The sequence below is a fragment of the Jiella pacifica genome (genome assembly GCF_010500815.1).
GTDB classification, from domain to species: Bacteria; Pseudomonadota; Alphaproteobacteria; order Rhizobiales; family Rhizobiaceae; genus Jiella; species Jiella pacifica.
In genome coordinates this window covers 1-680 of record NZ_JAAAMG010000073.1, presented here as the reverse complement: position 1 = coordinate 680, position 680 = coordinate 1, and the positions used below count along the sequence as shown (strand labels likewise).

Genomic DNA, 680 nt, shown 5'->3' with positions numbered 1-680 from the left:
GGCTCTTGCGCAGGTTGTGTGGTTTTACGCGGCCAAGAGGAGTCGACGGCGCAAGAGATCGAGGTTCCCACGTCCGTACATTGAGCGCTTGAGAAGTTTGAGCTTGGTGACCTGGCCCTCCGTTTGGGCATTGCTCCAGCGGGTCTGCAGAGCGGCGTGGACTGCGCTGCTGTCTTGCTCGAGCCCTGCGGCGAACGTTTCGAATGGGCGCACACCGCAGCCTTTTGCTTCGAGAAGCCATTCGTCGAAGGCCGGTCCGGCATCGCGAGCCTTCGTACCGACGCGGCGGACGAGATCGACAAATTGGCGGATGAGCCGAGAAAGGACGCAGGCATCGCGGTCCTGACCGATCCGCTGGATCACGTCAGACTCCTCAGCCGATCTCGTGTCGGGTGCCTTGACGATGATCCATGCGAGTTGCTTTGGCGAAGGAAGGGCCAGTGGATGTGGAGCCTCCGACCCTCGATCATGATCGGCGTTACGATGCGTGGTGAACTTCGAAAGACCCGTTCGTCGATCCTGAAGCCACCGCCGTATTTGTTTGGGCGTTCCAGGAAAGCCCGCATCTCGAACTTCGCGCCAGAGCTGAGAGCCATTCTCGCAGCCTTTAGCCAACTGCGCTTCCAGCATCGGTAGATACGGGTCGATGATGCTCTTTTCCGGCGATCGAGCCGAGCGCT

1 protein-coding gene is annotated in these 680 nt (G+C 60.1%); it reads right to left on the bottom strand.

Translation table 11 applies throughout. The features are described 5' to 3' along the window. Positions 1-24: 24 nt before the first annotated feature. Positions 25-680, bottom strand: a 656-nt coding sequence (locus GTK09_RS27100; protein WP_163466492.1) for a transposase, incomplete at its 5' end; no start/stop codon positions are given.